Genomic DNA, 917 nt, shown 5'->3' on the forward strand with positions numbered 1-917 from the left:
CATGAGCATGTGGAGTTGAACCCATACCAGCCTCATTTGAGAAAAGTCCTCTTGCTACTCCATATCTTAAAGTCTGTCCCATTCGTCCATTACATCCGTGTAGTAGTACCTTCATAACTTCACCTCTATGATAGCTTAATTCCATAATTGATCATTTCCTTCTTTAAAAGTTCTAAATTCTTTTGAGACATATCAACAAGTGGTAATCTTAGGTGTCCAACATTTCATTCCCATTAAGTTCATTGCTGTTTTTACTGGTATTGGGTTTGTTTCAATGAAAAGAGCTTTAATTAAAGGTATCATTTTAAGCTGTATATCAAGTGCAGCCTTAAGATCGCCCTTTAAGAATAGTTCGCACATATCGTGTGTATCTTTTGGAAGGATGTTTGCAACAACAGAAATTACTCCCTTTCCTCCCAGGGACATAATGGGTATTATTTGATCATCATTTCCAGAGTATATATCAAGGTTATCTCCACATAATTGAGCAATTTCTGCAACTTGTGAAATGTTTCCACTAGCCTCTTTAACAGCAACTATATTTTCAATTTTTGATAGTTCATAAAGAGTTTCAGGAAGTATATTAAATCCTGTTCTTGAAGGAACGTTATAGATAATTATTGGTTTTGTCACTGCTGATGCAATTGCCTTAAAGTGTTCAATTGCTCCTCTTTGAGTTGTCTTGTTATAGTATGGTGTAATAACTAGTAAGCCATCAGCAGGTATGATACAAAACGCTCCAATACTTGGAGCTGACAGTATTATTTTAGATTTAGAGGATGCTGTTTCTTTAGATGAAAAGGATGCAGCAAGGCTATTAGTTAAAAACGCTCTAGAGACATTAGATTTTACAGGGTTGTGAGGTTGTAGTTAGAATTAATTCAATAAAGAGTGATTTCGGATATGATGATCTTAAT

2 protein-coding genes and 1 pseudogene are annotated in these 917 nt (G+C 34.8%); 1 reads left to right on the forward strand and 2 read right to left on the reverse strand.

Going from position 1 to position 917, the window contains the following annotated elements; translation table 11 throughout:
• A partial coding sequence (locus tag TCEL_RS14420; protein WP_423219077.1) for an alanine:cation symporter family protein occupies positions 1 to 145 on the reverse strand: 145 nt, incomplete at its 3' end.
• Positions 126 to 726, reverse strand: a pseudogene (gene dapA, locus TCEL_RS11500) (4-hydroxy-tetrahydrodipicolinate synthase); the annotation flags it as partial. The gene TCEL_RS14420 and the pseudogene dapA, both read right to left, overlap by 20 nt.
• A 1-nt stretch (position 727) precedes the next feature.
• Here dapA and TCEL_RS13590 point away from each other — a divergent pair.
• Positions 728 to 862: an aldolase/citrate lyase family protein gene (locus TCEL_RS13590; RefSeq protein WP_423219078.1), complete on the forward strand. Its 135-nt coding sequence runs from the start codon at positions 728 to 730 to the stop codon at positions 860 to 862.
• Positions 863 to 917 lie beyond the last annotated feature (55 nt).

Origin of the sequence: Thermobrachium celere DSM 8682 (genome assembly GCF_000430995.1) — a bacterium.
In the GTDB taxonomy this organism is placed as follows: domain Bacteria; phylum Bacillota; class Clostridia; order Clostridiales; family Caloramatoraceae; genus Thermobrachium; species Thermobrachium celere.